The following is a 15052-nucleotide window of genomic DNA, read 5'->3' as shown; positions in this document are numbered from 1 at the left end:
AACCGACCTCGGACCGGCTAGATACGGGCCGGCATGCTGTCCCAGCCGCGCACTGCCGAGGCCGGTGACAGCACGGCGTTGTCGATGTCGACTTCCCAGTCGGGAAAGCGAATCAAGATCTCATCCAAGGCGATCCGGCCCTCGAGCCGTGCCAGCGCATTGCCCAGGCAGTAGTGCGCGCCGACGCCGAACGTCAGGTGCTGGCGGGCCGGACGGGCGATGTCGAAGCTCTCGGCGCTCTTGCCGAAGCGACGGGGATCGCGGTTGGCGGCACCGATGAGCATCAGCATGGCCGAGCCCGCGGGCACCGTCTGCCCGTGGTAGTGAACGTCGCAGGTGACATAGCGCGCCGCCTGCAGCGCGGGCGGTTCGTAGCGCAGGATCTCCTCGATCGCCCCGGGAAGCAGCGCGCGGTCGGTCACGAGCCGTCTCCGTTGGTCGGGATGGTCGGACAACAGCTTGCCCGTCCAACCGATCAAGCGCGTCGTCGTCTCGGCGCCGGCGACCGCGACGACGTTCATGAACATGAGCAGTTCCTCGCGGTGAAGCCGACGGACGGTGCCGGTTTCGTCCTCGAACTCGGCGTGCAGCAGTTCGGTGGTCAGGTCATCGGCGGGGTGCTTCAGTCGCCAGTCGATGAACTCGGCGAACACCTGCCCGTCGGTGAAGGCGCCGTCCGGATTATCGGTCATCGATCCGCCGCGCTCGACCCGCACGTGTTTGTTGCCGTCTTCGGCAACGAGTTCCTGGTAGTCCTCGGGAATTCCGAACAACATCCCGACGACACGCATCGGCATGACCGAGCCGAGGTGCGTGACGAAGTCGAAGTGGTCCGCGCCGACGAGCGGGTCGAGACAGCGCTGGGTGAGCTCCCGGATCTCCGGCTCGATCGCGTTGATCTTGCGCGGTGTGAACGCTCGGGACAACAGGTTGCGGTGGATGTCGTGCAGTGGGGGGTCCTCGAAAACCAGTGTCCCGGGCGGGATCTCCATGCCGGATTGGATGATTTCGAGCACTGCACCGCGCGCGGAACTGAACGTCTGGTGGTCGACCAGGGCCCGATTCACGTCGTCGAAGCGGCTCAAGGCGTAGAAGTCGTGGTCGGCGTTGTAGTACAGCGGCGCCTGTTCGCGGATCCGGCCGAACATCGGATACGGGTCGGCGTTCAGCTCGATGTTCCACGGGTCGTAATAGATGCCCTCTGCTGCGGCGATCGTCACCGAGGTTCCTTTCGCCGGTTGTCACCGGGGTTCTCTGGCAGTTTTATCGCGGACATGTACATCTCGATGACCGGCCGGTAGAGGTCGACATCGTCGAGTTCGCTTCCCAGCACGACGGAATCACTGGTGGCGACCAGCACCTGAGCCAAGGTCAACGGTGCGATCAGCAAGGCTCCACCGAGCCTGTCGATGCCTTCCACGATGAACTTCGCGAGCGCCTCCACGACCTCCGACCGCTTCTCCGCCACGCGCTCGCGCGCATCGGGGTTGCGCAGCAGGTAAAGCGCGAATTCGTACCCCAGTGCGGCGTGCTCGGCGCCGCGGTCACGGCTGAGTTGCCGCCACCGCGCGGCAATTTCGTCGAGCTCGCTCGATCCGACCTGCTCCGAGGACGACATCACTTCGGCGAAGTTGTCGAAGTAGCGGCGCCAGTACCGGTCACTCACCGCCAGGAAGAGGTCTTCCTTGGTGGCGAAGTGCTTGTAGATGGCGCCCTTGGTGTAGCCCGCGGCGTGCGCAATGTCATCGAGAGTTGCTGGGGCGAAACCCTTTTCCGCGAACACATCCTCGGCTGCATCCAGCAGGAGCGAGCGCGTGTGCTCGAGGCGTCGTTCCCTCGTCCAGCGCTCGACCATACCGAAAGTGTGCCACAGAATCTGAGAAACCCTCTGGACATTCAGATACTGACTGGTATCTTTCGCTGTGAGCCGCGTGCGGACGCGGCGGTCCAGGAGGGCGTGTTGAGCGAGCTGTCGAACAAGAAGTCTGCGGTCACCGAGTCACTCGGCGCGAAGGCCGAACTCGGTTCCCAGGTACAGCCCAAGGCGGCGGCCGTCAAGATCTGGGCCACAGTCGGCGCCGTGTTCCTGGCGCTGACGGTGTATGTCATCGTCCGGTGGGTCAGCGGACCCTACTTCGAGTCGGTGGCGGGAGGCCCGAGCGAGCCACCGCTGTACATGAAGATCCCGTTGATCGCCAACGCGGCCGTGCTCTGGATCGGCCTGCCATTCGCCCTCTGGTTCTTCATCATCCGGCCCTGGGTGCGGGAGAAGCGCATCACGCTCGACGGCATGCTGCTGGTCTCGATGGGCCTGATGATGTTCCAGGATCCGATGCTCAACTACTACAGCACCTGGTGTACGTACAACGCCTGGCTGTGGAACCAGGGTTCCTGGGCACCGCATTTTCCGGGCTGGGTGGCACACGAGGAACCCGGCCATACGGTGCCCGAACCGCTGCTGACCAATATCCCCGGCTACATGTACGGCGTGCTGCTGCTCACCATCGTCGGGTGCGCGATCATGCGCAAGATCAAGAACCGCTGGCCGACGATCAGCAACCTGCGGCTGATCCTGGTCACCTATGCGATCGCCTTCGTCTTCGACTTCATCATGGAGGGGCTCATCCTCCTGCCGGTCGGCTTCTATTCCTACCCCGGCGCCATCCAGTCGTTGTCATTCAACGCCGGCACCTACTACCAGTGGCCCGTCTACGAGGGGCTGATGTGGGGCGGCGTCCAGACGGCGCTGTGCTGCCTGCGCTTCTTCACCGATGACCGAGGACGCACCCTGGTCGAACGCGGACTGGACAGCATCCGCGGCGGGTTCATCAAACAACAGTTCATCCGCTTCCTGGCGATCTTCGGGGGCGTCAGCGCATGCTTCTTCCTCTTCTACAACGTGCCCGCGACCTGGCTCGGCATGCACGGCGACCCGTGGCCCGAAGACGTGCAGAAGCGCTCGTACTTCAATCCCGGCATCTGCGGTGAGGGCACCGACCGACCGTGCCCGAATCCCGAACTGCTGCCGTATCCGACCAAGCACTCGGGCTACATCAACCACGACGGCGAATTCGTCGCCCCGGACGGCGCCGAGATCCCGCCCGTCGTTCCCATCGAACACGGCCAGTGACCCGACCGCGACATGCGTTTGCTTCATCAGTTCACCCACGAGCCTGCCGGTCGACGCGCGAGTTGGTTTCTCGCTTCGAGCGTCTCGGTGATGGTCGTCGGTGGCCTCGGCTGCGGTACGGCCTGGGCTGATCCGGCGGGCGACGGTGCTTCAGGGGCCGACCGGTCTTCGTCGAGCCCGCACCGGGCGGAGTCTTCCGATGACACAACCGATGATCAACAACGGCGCGACGCGAAGCCGACGGCGTCGGCGTCGGCGTCGGCGTCGGCGTCGGAACGTGCCGCCGCAGGCTCGGATGACGACGATGGCGAAGGCGCGGACTCGGAGCCGGAATCCGCCGATCGGATGAGTGATGGTCTAGCCGAGTCGCAGGGCCGACGACTGGTAGACGACGCCGACGCCGAGGTTCCCCAGCTCGGGCCCACAGCCGCGCCGGCGACCACGGGTCAGCTCCCGGATGTGGTGACGGCGCCGACGAAGGCCGCCCACCGGGACGAGGAGCCGCACGGCGAACTCGACACAGAGGTCATCGAACGAAGTCCGAATCCCGCGCCCGCGAGCGTGAACGCCGCATCGGCCGCGGAACCGGCGGCACCGGTCGAGGAGTCGGCCGGCGTCACCACCGCCTCGGCGGAGTCACCGTCGGAGTTCGCCGGTGAGAATTCTTCGGTGGTCGAGTTGACCATCGCCCCGGCGACGGTGTCGGCCGTCGAGACCCTTGTCGACATCGCGCAGCGCGAAGGGACGACGACCCCCGTGGTCACCACCGCCGCCGATGCGGCCGCTGGGCCCGATGTAGCCGCGCCGGCGGTGTACACCGGTCAGCCATCGGCCGTCCAGCGGGTCGTCGTGTTCGTGCTACGGGCGGTCAATGCCGTGCTCAGTCCATTCGGCGGGATCCTCGCGTTCACAGGCCTGAAGGTGCCGATACTGGCCGATGGTGTTCCGCCACGGTTTGTGACATCGGGCCTGGACGTTCAGCGTGACACCATCGCCGGGATGCCGGTGTACATCCTGACGCCGCCCACGCCGCAGGATGCCACGGTCGTCGCCCTGCACGGCGGCGCCTATGTCGCTGAAGCCAGCATCTTCCATTGGGAGATGTACGCAGACATGGCTCGGAAGACCGGAGCGACCGTCATCGTGCCGGACTACCCGTTGATCGGCGAGCCGGGCGGCACGGCAGACGTCGTGGTACCGCAGACCGCAGAGGTCATTTCGGAGGTGATCGCGACTCGCGGCGCCGAGCATACCTATGTGCTCGGTGACTCGGCCGGCGGCGGGCTGGCCTTGGCTGCGGTACAGATGCTGGTCGCCAGTGGCGCGGCCACTCCGCGCCGGATGGCGCTGATCGCGCCCTGGCTCGACGCGACCGTCAGTGATCGTGCCGGCACATCGTTCTTCGACCCGCTGCTCAATGTGTCGAGCCTGAGACGAGATGGACGGCTGTGGGCCGGCGGACTCGGTCCGGCTCACCGGTGGGCGAGCCCGATCAATGGCGCACTCGATGGGCTACCGCCGATCACGGTCTACTCGGGCTCGCTAGATCTCTTGTCGCCCCAGACTCTTCGACTTCGTGAGCGGGCGGTAGCCGAAGGCGCCGACATCACTTTCGAGCTGCGGAACGGGTACATGCACGCCTACCCGATCTTCTTCTTCCTGCCTGACGCTCTCGCCGAACGTCCGTCGATATACCGGGCATTACTCGACGGTGACCGGACTGCCGCCGAGAGAATCAGGGTGCAGCGATGACCGCAGGAACGTGCCGCTTACGGCATCTTGACGGCCGAGACGTACATCTCGACGATCGGCTGGTAGAGATCGATGTCGTTGAGGTGGCTACCCAGTTCGACGGCGTCTGTCGTGGCGATGATGATGTGGGCGAACGTCGCAGCCGGGATCAACAGGGTCGCGCCGAGGCTGTCGATGCCCTCGACGATGTAGCGGGCGAGCTGGTCGACGACCTCTGATCGCTTGGCGGCCACGCGTTCCCGCGCCTCCGGGTTGCGCAGCAGGTACAGATTGAACTCGAGGCCCAGTGCTGCGTGCTCGGCGCCGCGGTCTCGAGAGAGCTGGCGCCACCTCTCGCCGATGTCCTCGAGCTCGCGTGCCCCGATGTGGTCCGCCGAGGACATCACCTCGGCGAAGTTGTCGAAGTATCGGCGCCAGTAGCGGTCGCTCGCGGCCAGGAATAGTTCTTCCTTGGTGGCGAAGTACTTGTAGATCGCGCCTTTGGAATAGCCGGCCGCCTTGGCGATGTCGTCGAGAGTGGCCGGGATGAAACCTTTTTCGGCGAACACCTGCTCTGCGGCATCCAGCAGCAGGGAGCGCGTGCGCTCGAGGCGCCGCTCCCGCGTCCAGGGCTCGACCATGCGGCAATATTGCCACAGTTTTTTTCTCGGACTATTGGTCATCCAGATACTCACTGGTATATTTTCGACGCATCGGCCACTTCGGGAGGAGCTCTGAGGTCCATGAGATCGAAAAGTGCAGGGAAGACGGTGTCGTGAGCGATCTGTCGAGCAGGAAGAAGCCAGTTCTCACCGAATCGCTCAGCGACGCAACGCTCGGTGCGCAGCCTCAGAAGAAGATCACGCCGGTGCGCGTGTGGGCCACCGTCGGCGGACTGATCCTCGCCTTCCAGCTGTACGTATGGGGCAAATGGGTCACCGGGCCCCACTTCGAGCGGGTGCCCGCAGGCCCCACCGACCCGCCGACGTTCATGAAGGCGATCCTGTTCACCTGGACCGCCGTGATCGTGGTGAGCCTACCAATTGCCATCTGGTGGTTCCTCATTCGACCGTGGCGCCGGGAACGGCGAATCACCCTGGACGGCATGCTCTTCGTGTCCTGCGGCCTGCTGTGGTTCCAGGACCCGCTGCTGAACTACTTCAGCACGTGGAGCACCTACAACACCTGGATGTGGAACATGGGCTCATGGGTCCAGGACGTTCCGGGTTGGGTGTCGTTCGGGGAGCCGGGCGCCATGATGGCAGAGCCCGTCCTGATGAACGCCCCGGGTTACTTCTTCGTGCTGCTGTGCACGATGCTCGGCTGCGCGGTGATGCGCTTGGCCAAGAAGCGGTTTCCCAACATCAACACCCTCGGGCTGATCGGCGTCGTGATCGCCTGGACCTTCTTCTTCGATTTCGTCATCGAGGGCCTGTTCCTGATGCCGATGGGGCTGTTCACCTATCCGGGCGCCATCCAGGCGTTGTCGGTCAATGCCGGCACCTACTACCAGTGGCCACTCTATGAAGGGCTCATGTGGGGCGGCGTGCAGGCCGGCCTGTGCTGCATGCGTTACTTCACCGACGACCGTGGCCGGACGTTCGTCGAGCGGGGACTCGACCAGGTCCGAGGCGGTTTCGTCAAACAGCAGCTCACCCGCTTCCTGGCGATCTTCGCCGCCTGCAGCGCCTTCTTCTTCGTGTTCTACAACATTCCGGCACAGTTCTTCGCCATGCACCAGGATCCCTGGCCTGAGGACATCCTGAAGCGGTCCTACTTCCTGATGGGCATCTGCGGTGAGGACACCGATCGGCCATGCCCCGACCCCGCGCTGCCGATGCCCCTGACGAATTCCGGCTACATCAATCACGACGGTGAGCTCGTCCTGCCCGACGGCGTCGAGCTTCCCAAGAACGTTCCGCTCGAGCGAGGAGAGTAAATGCTGAACAGCACTGCCGCGGTGGTCACCCCCGTTTCGACCGCGCCGTTCTACCGTGCGGTGGGCGACGAGGTGGAGGTCTTCCGCGCGGCGGCCCGCCGAGGCCTGCCGGTCCTGTTGAAAGGCCCCACAGGTTGCGGGAAGACCCGATTCGTCGAGGCGATGGCCCATCAGCTGGACCGGGATCTGATCACCGTTGCGGGACACGAGGACATGACGTCGGCGGATCTGGTCGGCCGGTTCCTGTTGAAGGGTGGTGAGACGGTCTGGGTGGACGGGCCGTTGACCCGCGCGGTGCGTGAGGGCGCCATCTTCTATCTGGACGAGGTGGTGGAGGCGCGCCAGGACACCACGGTGGTCATCCACCCCCTCGCCGATCACCGCCGTGAGTTGCCCGTCGACCGGCTCGGAACGACGCTGCAGGCAGCGCCCGGGTTCCAGCTGGTGATCTCCTACAACCCCGGCTATCAGAGCGTCCTGAAGAACCTCAAGGAGTCGACCCGCCAACGGTTCATCGCCATCGAGCTCGGCTATCCCTCCCCCGAGGTCGAGACCGAGGTGGTTGCCTACGAGGCCGGGATCGACATCGAGACCGCACGTTCGTTGGTCAAGCTGGCGTACGCCATTCGCAACCTCGACGGCTCACCGTTGCGCGAAGTGTCATCCACCCGCATGTTGATTCTCGCCGGCGGCCTCGCCGCTGAAGGGCTGAACCTGCGCAGCGCTGTTCACGCAGCCGTCGTCCAGGTGCTCTCCGACGACGCCGACGTCATCCGCGCTCTCGATGAACTCGTCAACACGGTCCTGCCCGACAAGTGACCGACGCTTCCGGCACTGTGCCCGTCCCCGTCGCTTCGCCGGGAGATCCTGACCGGTTCCGGTTCCTCGCCACCTACATCGCAGGCAGGTCTGTCGATGTCACCGAGGCTCCGGCCGGCCGGCCGGCATACACCAACGGCCAGTTCATCTTCGTCTCGGCCAGTGGCACCGTGGCGGAGCAGCGCCGAGAGATGCTGCTTCAGGCCGCACTTCTCGGCGCAGGAAGTCTTGACCCGCGATTGGTGAAGGGCTTGCGGGCGCGGGCCACGTTGGCCCGCCGCTACCTGGCGCTCGAAGGTCGTCGCGTCCTCGCAGAACTCGCCGTCCGTATTCCGCTCGACGCCGCGCTCCTGGACGGCGGACAGCCGAGCACTTCGACCGCCGACGAGTCGCTCGAAGTGGCCAAGAGCCGAACCGTGATCGCCGATCCGCCGGCGTGGTTCGGCGCCATCAAACCTTCCCAGTTGATGGCGGCCCCGCCCGGTCCCGGTGGGAAGGCCACCGACAAAGACCTCCAATTGCAGTTCGATCCGATCGACATGCCGGAATCGGACGAGGACGACGAAGACGACGACGATGACGGCGGGAAGTCCGGGGACAGCAAAATCCTCAAGTTGTTCGAGAGTCCCATCTTCAACAACCAGTCGATGTCGGACTACATGCGCAAGATGTTCGGGGGTTCACGTTCCCCGGGAGAGGGCGCCGCGGGCGCGGAGATGACCGTCCGCTCCACCCGGCGGGTCCAGGAGATCGGGCCGGATGCCCGCCCGTTGCCCACCCGAATCCAGTTCACCGACGACGGCAAGCCCGGGGCTGCGGTGGGGGTGGGCGGCGCCTTGTATCCAGAGTGGGATGTCTTCAACGACCGGTACAAGCCCGACTGGTGCCGGGTCATCGACTTTCCGCTGACCGTCGACGCCGACGTCGCCGATGCCGGTGTCGCGCGCGACGACGTACTGCGACGCCGCCTGGCTCGCGTCGGACTCGGGCCGAAAGTGCTGCGCGCCCGTGCCGACGGAGACGACCTCGACATCGAAGCGCTCATCGATCTGTTCGTCGATCTGCAATCCGGCTTCTCTTCACCCGAGCACGTCTACCTGGAGCGCCGTAAACTCGCGCGCAATCTCGGTGTGCTCATCCTGATCGACGCCTCCGGGTCTGCCGTCGATGCCGATTCCGACGGCCTCGCGGTGCACGACCACCAGCGACGGGCGGCGGCCACCTTGGCCATCACGCTTGAAGAGCTCGGCGACCGCGTGGCCGTCTACGCCTTCCGGTCGCAAGGTCGCCACGCCGTCCATCTGCCGGCCATCAAGACATTCGACCAGAGTTTCAGCGCCGTTGGACGTGCCCGGCTCAACCAGCTCGAGCCGGGCAGCTACACCCGTCTCGGCGCCGGAATCCGGGGTGCCGGCGAGGTTCTCAAGGTCCAGGCCGGTACCCCCAACCGGCTGCTGCTCGTACTTTCGGACGGCTTCCCCTACGACGACGGGTACGAAGGTCGTTACGCGGAAGCCGACGCCAGCAAGGCCCTTGAAGAGCTCCGATCGGAAGGCGTTGCGTGCCTGTGCCTTGCCATCGGCGCCACCACCGAAACCGATGTGCTCGAACGAGTCTTCGGTTCCGCCAGCTTCGCCAGCGCGCCGCTCCTGAGCGATCTGAGCCCGCAGATGGACGAGCTGTTCATGTCCGCGCTCGCCGAGCTCGCCGCGCCGAAACCATCGAGGGTCTGAGATCCGACGCACGCACCTCAGCTGTCGAGAGATTCCCAGAACCGGGTGAGCGTAGCGGCCCCGATGGCCGGGTTCTCGACCATCCACCAATGCCCCAGCCCGTCGAGAACCTCGGTCCGAGCGCCGGCCCGGCCGGCGGCCCGCAGCCGCATCTCGTCGGTGCCGACAAACGGGTCCTCGGTGGCCGAAAGCGAAAGCCCCGGCCGGGCCGCGGCGTTCTCGAGTGCGCGTCCGGCATCGGCCAGAGCCGGTTGGCGTGCCGAGCGGTATAGCGCCAGGATCGCCTGCCCCATGTCCGTACCCTGCGCTGCCGCAAACGAAGTCGCGACGTCTGTGGGAATGCCGAAGGCCACCAGCTGTTGCGCCCGGTCCTGTAGCGAACCGTGCTGCATCATCTCGACCAGTTGCTCACCGGTCTTGGGGGTCTGGAACGCCTGAGCCATGTCGTGCCACACGTAGTCGCGGTCGAACAGGCCGACGACGTCGCTGGCCCAGCTGCGTACGAGGTCGGGTCGATGCATCACCGCGTTGACCACGTGACATCCGCCCCAGTCGTGCCCGACGAGGTCGACGGGTCCACCGATACTCTCCAGCTCGGCTTCGAGCCAATCACGGTAGGCGAGAAAGGTTGCCGGGAATCCGCTGGGCAGCGGGGAACCGAATCCGGGCGGTGACAACCGCACCACATCCGTGCGGCCTAGGACATCGACGAGGGGACCCCAGACCGCGTCGGTCTCCGGATTACCGTGCACGAGAACCAAAGTCATAGCCGATATTCTCCCACGGCGGACTGCACAAGACAGGGCGATCCCCGCACCGGGCCCCGCTTGACCGCCTGCTCGGCGTCAGCGCGCGGGCAGACCCAGGACCCGCTGGGCGATGATGTTGCGCTGGATCTCCGACGTGCCGCCGGCGATGGTACCCGCGTAGGTGCTGATGTAACGCGCGAACCAACTGGCGGTGAAAAGGTCTGGCGCGTAGGGGTTGTACGGGGCCGTCAGCGCCGGATCGGTGAGCCCGTCGACACCCGCTGCGTCGAGCGCGTGCCTCATGGCGTTCTGCTCGGCCTCCGAGCCGAGCACCTTGAGCACTGACACGGCAGGGATGTCGCGCTCGCCGCGTGCGGCCTGCCCGAGCGCCGCCGAACCGAGCAACCGTAGCGCCTGGTAGTCCATCGCGATGGTCGCATAGCGGTCGCGGTTCACCGCTCCGACGGGCCGGAAGTCTTCGAGCAGTTGTTCCAGCCGGTTGGCGAACGACATCCACATCAGCGTGCGTTCGTGCCCAAGGGAACCGTTGGCCACCCGCCAGCCTTCGTGCAGCGTTCCGACCAGGTTCTCCGCGGGAACCCGCACGTCGGTGAAGAACACCTCGTTGAAGTCCAGGCCCTCGCGGTCGTACACCGAGGCGAAGGGGCGGCACACCACTCCGGGGCTGTCGGTCGGGACGAGCAGCGCGCTTATTCCCTTGTGCTTGGGAGCATTCGGGTCGGTTCGCACGAAGGCGAGGATGACGTCAGCGTCATGAGCACCGGACGTCCACACCTTCTGGCCGTTGACGACGAAGCCGCCGTCGTCGACGGTCGCGCGGGTGCTCAGACCGGCCAGGTCGGAACCCGCTCCCGGTTCGCTCATGCCGAGCGAGGCGGTCATCTCCGCGCGAAGGATCGGCACCGCCCAGCGCTGCTTCTGCTCTTCGGTGCCGAATGACAGCAGCGAGGCGGCGATGATGCCGACGCCCTGCGGGTTGAATGCGTGATAGATGCGGCGCCGTGACAGTTCCTCGCGGTGAACGAATTGCTGCAGGATGCCGGCGTTTCGCCCGCCGAACTCCGGGGGGTTTCCCGGCAGCAACCACCCGTGGTCGAACTGGACCTGCTGCCAGCGCCGCGCCCACGCCGGCACGTGCGACGTCGAACGGGATCCTTCGCCCGCCGCCTCGGCCTCGGCGGGCAGGCGTTCGTCGAGAAAACGGGCGAATTCCGTCCGGAACGTCTCGACGTCGGCATCGAACGTCAGCTGCACGCAACTGAGCTTATCAAGTACTTAACATATGCGGTTCGGTGCGCTATGACTGAAGGGATGCTCGACGCAGAGAAGATCCTCATCACCGGCGCGACCGGCAAGATCGCGTTCCCCCTCGCCCGCGCGCTCGCGAAGGACAACGAGGTGTGGGGTGCGGCGCGCCTTCAAAACCCTGCGGACCGAGACAGGTTGGCCGACGCCGGCATCACCCCGATCGCACTCGACGTGAGTGCCGGCGACTTTTCCGCGTTGCCTTCGGACTTCAGCTATGTCTTCCATGCGGCGGTGGACACCGGCCAAGGCGAGTGGAGCCGGTGTGTCGACACCAACGCGCAGAGGTCCGGCGACCTGTTGTACCACTGCCGCACCGCCAAAGGGTTCGTCCTCTGTTCCACCGGTTCGGTCTATGGCTACCAGGGCCGGCGCCCCCTGAGGGAATCCGATCCTCCGGGCGTGCCCCTGCGCGCCAACTACAGCTTCTCGAAGATCGCGGCGGAGGCCGTGTGTACGTGGGTCGCCAACCAGTACGGCGTCCCGTTGACGGTCATCCGGATCTGCTCGACCTACGGACCCGAGGGGGGCGCACCCGCAGACCGGTTGGAGATGATGTTGGCGGGAAAGCCGATTCGGCTGTATCCCGACAAGCCGAACAACTACAACCCGATCTACGAGGACGACTACGTCGAACTCGGTATCCGAGCCATGGAGGTCGCGGCCACCCCGCCCCTCGTGGTGAACTGGGCAGGCAGCGAGACGGTCAGTGTCGAGGAGTACTGCGCGTACATGGGTGAGTTGGTGGGCGTCGAGCCGACGTTCGACTACACGCCCGATGCGCACACCCCGCTGTGGCCCGATGTCACCTACATGCACGAGGTGCTGGGCTCGACGAAAGTCCCGTGGCGCGAGGGCTTCCGGCGGATGATCGAGGCACGGCACCCGGAACTTCTTCGAGTGACGACGGACTGAAGGAATCGCGATGCAGTTACCCGGCACGCCGTCCGACGAGGTGCCCGGAGTCCTCGCCGAAGGCCACGGGGACGTCACCACCCTGTTCGTATCCATGGCGAGGCGACACCCAGACGGCGCCGACGCCGACTACCTGCGCTGGCACACCCTCGACCACCGCCCCGAGCAGCACCGTCTGTCCGCGGTCCGCGCGTCACTGCGGCTGGTCTCGACTCCCGCGTGTCGATCTGTGCGCGCATGCGGTCGTGGCCGCTACGACGAAATCGACCATGTGATGACCTACTTCTTCGCCGATCCCGGCGGTATGGAGCCGTTCCTTTCGCTGTCCAAAGCACTCGGCGACGCCGGCCGCAAGCTGCCGCTGCTGCCACCGGTCGAGCGCGGCGTCTACGACGTCGGCGAGAAGACCGCGGCACCACGCGTCAAGGTCGGCGCCGACGTCCTGCCGTGGTGGCCAACCCGAGGCGTGTACCTGCTACTGGAATCGGCCGCACCGGCGCCGGCGGATCTGCTCGATGTCGACGGCGTCGCCGGGGTGTGGACGGCGACGTCGCTGTCCGTCGAGGCCCGCCTGGCGAGTGCACAAGCAGGACAGACCATCTCGTACTTCTTCCTGGATGACGATCCGGTCGTCACCGCCGAGCGACTGCGACCCGTTCTGAACAAGCGCTGGAGCGACGACGGCGTCGAACCGCTCTTCGCAGCGCCGTTTCATCCCGTCGTACCGTACGAATGGGACCGCTATGTGCCGTGAGTGGAGGGTGTGATGCGGATCGGCATAATGGTCGGATCGGACAGGGAGCGCCCGCGCGCCGACCGGTTGACCGGGCTGCTCGATGACGGAAAAGCCGCGGAGGGTCAGGGTTTCGCGTCGTTCTGGTTCCCGCAGGTACCCGGCTACCTCGACGCGATGACGGCCGTCGCACTGCTCGGCCAGGCCACCACGACAATTGAACTCGGCACCGCGGTGGTCCCCATCCAGACCCGCCACCCGCTCGCCCTGGCCCAGCAGGCTCTGACCACGGCCGCCGCGTGCAGTGGCCGGTTCGCCCTCGGCCTCGGGCTCTCGCACGACTGGATCATCAACGGGCAGTTCGGGCTTCCGTATGATCGGCCCGTACGCGCGCTGCGCGACCACCTACAGGTGATCTCGGCGGCATTCGCCGGGCCGGGCACCGTCGACGTCGAGAACGACGGCTTCCGCGTCCACAGCCCCGTTGACGTGACCGACATCGGCGCTCCCCCCGTCCTGCTCGCAGCCCTGGGCCCCACCATGCTGCGGATCGCGGGAGAGCGGGCCGACGGCACCATCCTGTGGATGGCCGACGAGCGCGCGGTCGGCGAACACGTCGCTCCGCGCATCACCGCGGCCGCCGAGGCGGCCGGACGGCCCGCGCCCCGCATCGTCGCCGGTGTTCCCGTCGCCGTGTGTGCCGAGGCCGAGGTCGACGAGGCCCGTGCCCTCGCCAGCGAGGTTCTCGGCCATGCCCACTTCTCCCCCAACTACGTTCGACTGCTGGAGCACGGGGATGCCGAGGACATCGGCGACACGATGGCGGCGGGGAGCGAGACGACCGTCGCCGACCGGCTGAGGAGTCACCGGGACTCCGGCGTCACAGACTTCGCGGCACGCATTGTGCCGCTCGGGAACGACCCCGAAGCGCGTCGCGCGTCACGACGACGGACACAGGAGTTCCTGGCATCGATTCGGTCAACTTTGTAGCCCACGTCTGGCTCCTGCGTGGGGCGCCTCAGCGCCGGGACCGCATCACCGATGCGACGACGGCACCGGCAACGCAGATTCCGACGGAGCACGCGAACACCCCGAGGACGAGATGGCGCACGAAACCCGATGAGACGAAGGCCGCCACCTGCAACCCACCTGCGATCAGCGCCAACGCGGCGAACGCCAGTGCCGCGACGCGAAGCCATCCCATCAAGCCATTGTCCGCGATTCAGACCATGTCGCCACCGCCTCCGAGTTAGTTAGACACCGGTCAGCTATAGGCAGTCCTGCGCAGCTCTGATAATGTCCGGTGAATGCCGAAGACCGCCGCCGTCGTCGCTGCTGACCGCGGTCAGCGCCGAGCGTCCTTTCAGCGAGCCCGGTCTCACGAGACCAAGCGTGTCCTCGTCCAGGCGGCGATGGCCCTGTGGCGCACCAAGGGCTACGCCACCACCACGATTGCCGACATCTGCACGGCGGCCGGCGTCTCCAAGGCACTGTTCTACTTCTACTTCCCGCGCAAAGAGGACGTTCTCTTCGAGGTCGGGGTCATGTCCACCCGATCGGCGCACCGAGCGATCCACAAGCTGCTGCAAGGGCCCTACGAGATCGAAGCCGTCATCGCCGCCGCCCTGACGACCTTCGAGCGATCGATGGCACGCAACCCGAAGGAACTCGTCATCGAGACGATCCTCGAGGGTTACCGGCACGAGCATCGCATCCTGGCCGAAGGCGCTTCCTCCGGCGTCGACGCCGACATGTTCAGCGAGCTGTTCGCGCGGGCCACGGTCGACGGCAAGCTGCCCGACTTGAACGATGAAGAGATCACACACCTGGCCTACCTGGCTCAGACGATGGTCAGTGAGGGTGCCCGGCACTGGGCGGCGGGCGCGTTCGGGACACGTTCGTTCGCCGAGGTCGTGACCTCCGACATCTCCACACTCATCGACGGATACCGACACAGGAAACCCTGACCGGCAAGGA

15 protein-coding genes are annotated in these 15052 nt (G+C 65.9%); 9 read left to right on the top strand and 6 right to left on the bottom strand.

The annotated features are described in order from the left end of the window. Positions 1-17: 17 nt before the first annotated feature. Together H7I57_RS21160 and H7I57_RS21155 are read right to left on the bottom strand one after the other, a co-directional pair. Positions 18-1148, bottom strand: a complete 1131-nt coding sequence (locus tag H7I57_RS21160) for a cytochrome P450 (RefSeq protein ID WP_372510312.1) — start codon at positions 1146-1148, stop codon at positions 18-20. Between the two features lie 68 nt (positions 1149-1216). Continuing rightward, positions 1217-1855, bottom strand: a complete 639-nt coding sequence (locus tag H7I57_RS21155) for a TetR/AcrR family transcriptional regulator (RefSeq protein WP_264025825.1) — start codon at positions 1853-1855, stop codon at positions 1217-1219. A gap of 105 nt (positions 1856-1960) precedes the next feature. On the opposite strand from H7I57_RS21155, the gene H7I57_RS21150 reads away from it, so the two are divergent. Both H7I57_RS21150 and H7I57_RS21145 read left to right on the top strand, forming a co-directional pair. Further along, positions 1961-3130 carry a spirocyclase AveC family protein gene (locus H7I57_RS21150; protein WP_264025823.1) on the top strand — a complete coding sequence of 390 codons (1170 nt, stop codon included), beginning with the start codon at positions 1961-1963 and terminating at the stop codon, positions 3128-3130. A gap of 345 nt (positions 3131-3475) precedes the next feature. After that, positions 3476-4882 carry an alpha/beta hydrolase gene (locus H7I57_RS21145; protein ID WP_264025821.1) on the top strand — a complete coding sequence of 469 codons (1407 nt, stop codon included), beginning with the start codon at positions 3476-3478 and terminating at the stop codon, positions 4880-4882. A 17-nt stretch (positions 4883-4899) separates the two neighbouring features. Here H7I57_RS21145 and H7I57_RS21140 read toward each other — a convergent pair whose 3' ends face one another. Beyond that, the gene (locus tag H7I57_RS21140; RefSeq protein ID WP_264025820.1) at positions 4900-5502 is read right to left on the bottom strand and encodes a TetR/AcrR family transcriptional regulator; all 603 of its coding nucleotides are present in this window, start codon (positions 5500-5502) and stop codon (positions 4900-4902) included. A 134-nt stretch (positions 5503-5636) separates the two neighbouring features. Between H7I57_RS21140 and H7I57_RS21135 the strand changes: the two genes are divergently transcribed. The 3 genes from H7I57_RS21135 to H7I57_RS21125 are packed head-to-tail and all read left to right on the top strand — an operon-like array spanning position 5637 to position 9352. Next, positions 5637-6800, top strand: coding sequence for a spirocyclase AveC family protein (locus H7I57_RS21135; RefSeq protein ID WP_264025818.1), 1164 nt, complete (start codon positions 5637-5639; stop codon positions 6798-6800). Continuing rightward, positions 6801-7619 carry a CbbQ/NirQ/NorQ/GpvN family protein gene (locus tag H7I57_RS21130; protein ID WP_264025817.1) on the top strand — a complete coding sequence of 273 codons (819 nt, stop codon included), beginning with the start codon at positions 6801-6803 and terminating at the stop codon, positions 7617-7619. Then, the gene (locus H7I57_RS21125; RefSeq protein WP_264025816.1) at positions 7616-9352 is read left to right on the top strand and encodes a nitric oxide reductase activation protein NorD; all 1737 of its coding nucleotides are present in this window, start codon (positions 7616-7618) and stop codon (positions 9350-9352) included. The genes H7I57_RS21130 and H7I57_RS21125 overlap by 4 nt, the downstream gene beginning before the upstream one ends. 17 nt (positions 9353-9369) lie before the next feature. Here the strand turns inward: H7I57_RS21125 and H7I57_RS21120 are convergent, their stop codons facing one another. Next, positions 9370-10119, bottom strand: coding sequence for an alpha/beta fold hydrolase (locus tag H7I57_RS21120; protein ID WP_264025814.1), 750 nt, complete (start codon positions 10117-10119; stop codon positions 9370-9372). 78 nt (positions 10120-10197) lie between these two features. Continuing rightward, a complete protein-coding gene (locus tag H7I57_RS21115; RefSeq protein ID WP_264025813.1) occupies positions 10198-11376 on the bottom strand; it encodes an acyl-CoA dehydrogenase family protein in 1179 nt (392 codons plus the stop codon). A 57-nt stretch (positions 11377-11433) separates the two neighbouring features. On the opposite strand from H7I57_RS21115, the gene H7I57_RS21110 reads away from it, so the two are divergent. Genes H7I57_RS21110 through H7I57_RS21100 form a run of 3 tightly spaced genes read left to right on the top strand, consistent with a single transcriptional unit; the run spans position 11434 to position 14065 of the window. Beyond that, positions 11434-12342 carry an NAD-dependent epimerase/dehydratase family protein gene (locus H7I57_RS21110; RefSeq protein WP_264025887.1) on the top strand — a complete coding sequence of 303 codons (909 nt, stop codon included), beginning with the start codon at positions 11434-11436 and terminating at the stop codon, positions 12340-12342. Between the two features lie 10 nt (positions 12343-12352). Beyond that, positions 12353-13096: a hypothetical protein gene (locus tag H7I57_RS21105; protein WP_264025812.1), complete on the top strand. Its 744-nt coding sequence runs from the start codon at positions 12353-12355 to the stop codon at positions 13094-13096. A 12-nt stretch (positions 13097-13108) separates the two neighbouring features. Beyond that, positions 13109-14065: a TIGR03564 family F420-dependent LLM class oxidoreductase gene (locus H7I57_RS21100; protein ID WP_264025810.1), complete on the top strand. Its 957-nt coding sequence runs from the start codon at positions 13109-13111 to the stop codon at positions 14063-14065. Positions 14066-14093: 28 nt separating this feature from the next. Here H7I57_RS21100 and H7I57_RS21095 read toward each other — a convergent pair whose 3' ends face one another. Further along, positions 14094-14279 (bottom strand): hypothetical protein, encoded by a 186-nt coding sequence (locus H7I57_RS21095; RefSeq protein ID WP_264025809.1) that lies wholly within the window; start codon positions 14277-14279, stop codon positions 14094-14096. Positions 14280-14382: 103 nt separating this feature from the next. Here H7I57_RS21095 and H7I57_RS21090 point away from each other — a divergent pair, with 103 nt between their 5' ends. Further along, the gene (locus H7I57_RS21090; RefSeq protein WP_264025808.1) at positions 14383-15042 is read left to right on the top strand and encodes a TetR/AcrR family transcriptional regulator; all 660 of its coding nucleotides are present in this window, start codon (positions 14383-14385) and stop codon (positions 15040-15042) included. Positions 15043-15052 lie beyond the last annotated feature (10 nt).

Origin of the sequence: Mycolicibacterium pyrenivorans (assembly GCF_025821625.1) — a bacterium.
In the GTDB taxonomy this organism is placed as follows: Bacteria; Actinomycetota; Actinomycetes; order Mycobacteriales; family Mycobacteriaceae; genus Mycobacterium; species Mycobacterium pyrenivorans.
The sequence above is the reverse complement of the archived record's forward strand: the minus strand, read 5'-3'. Positions and strand labels throughout refer to the sequence as shown.

What these genes read in the sequence shown, in the direction of transcription:
- H7I57_RS21110 (WP_264025887.1), top strand. Translation starts at nt 11,434, where the DNA reads ATGCTCGACGCAGAGAAGATCCTCATCACCGGCGCGACCGGCAAGATC.
- H7I57_RS21120 (WP_264025814.1), bottom strand. Translation starts at nt 10,119, where the DNA reads ATGACTTTGGTTCTCGTGCACGGTAATCCGGAGACCGACGCGGTCTGG.
- H7I57_RS21140 (WP_264025820.1), bottom strand. Translation starts at nt 5,502, where the DNA reads ATGGTCGAGCCCTGGACGCGGGAGCGGCGCCTCGAGCGCACGCGCTCC.
- H7I57_RS21090 (WP_264025808.1), top strand. Translation starts at nt 14,383, where the DNA reads ATGCCGAAGACCGCCGCCGTCGTCGCTGCTGACCGCGGTCAGCGCCGA.
- H7I57_RS21145 (WP_264025821.1), top strand. Translation starts at nt 3,476, where the DNA reads ATGAGTGATGGTCTAGCCGAGTCGCAGGGCCGACGACTGGTAGACGAC.
- H7I57_RS21155 (WP_264025825.1), bottom strand. Translation starts at nt 1,855, where the DNA reads ATGGTCGAGCGCTGGACGAGGGAACGACGCCTCGAGCACACGCGCTCG.
- H7I57_RS21095 (WP_264025809.1), bottom strand. Translation starts at nt 14,279, where the DNA reads ATGGGATGGCTTCGCGTCGCGGCACTGGCGTTCGCCGCGTTGGCGCTG.
- H7I57_RS21100 (WP_264025810.1), top strand. Translation starts at nt 13,109, where the DNA reads ATGCGGATCGGCATAATGGTCGGATCGGACAGGGAGCGCCCGCGCGCC.
- H7I57_RS21130 (WP_264025817.1), top strand. Translation starts at nt 6,801, where the DNA reads ATGCTGAACAGCACTGCCGCGGTGGTCACCCCCGTTTCGACCGCGCCG.
- H7I57_RS21105 (WP_264025812.1), top strand. Translation starts at nt 12,353, where the DNA reads ATGCAGTTACCCGGCACGCCGTCCGACGAGGTGCCCGGAGTCCTCGCC.
- H7I57_RS21160 (WP_372510312.1), bottom strand. Translation starts at nt 1,148, where the DNA reads ATGTTCGGCCGGATCCGCGAACAGGCGCCGCTGTACTACAACGCCGAC.